The sequence below is a fragment of the Micromonospora sp. SL1-18 genome (assembly GCF_047921505.1).
Classification (GTDB): domain Bacteria; phylum Actinomycetota; class Actinomycetes; order Mycobacteriales; family Micromonosporaceae; genus Micromonospora.
On sequence record NZ_JBLROA010000252.1, the window covers coordinates 1 to 312 of the forward strand.

1 pseudogene is annotated in these 312 nt (G+C 61.9%); it reads left to right on the forward strand.

What is annotated here, in order from left to right:
• Positions 1-298, forward strand: a pseudogene (locus tag ACNAW0_RS30820) (IS5/IS1182 family transposase); the annotation flags it as partial.
• Between the last annotated feature and the right edge of the window lie 14 nt (positions 299-312).

Here is a 312-nt window from a genome sequence, read left to right on the forward strand (position 1 = left end):
CTACCGCGCCACCGTCATCGAACGCGGCGCTGCCCACGGCATCGACGTGCAGGTTGTGTCGAAAGCCCCAGGCCAGAAAGGGTTCCAGCCGGTACCCAAGAGGTGGGCGATCGAACGCACCAACGGCTGGATCATGCTCCACCGCCGACTCGCCCGTGACTACGAAACGTCACCAGAGCACTCGCGGGCTCACATCCACTGGGCCATGATCGACAACATGAGCCGGCGCCTTACCAATGAAGCCACCCTGCCCTGGCGCGACGATCAACCCGAAACAGACACATCACAACATGCATGATCGAGATGCCCTCT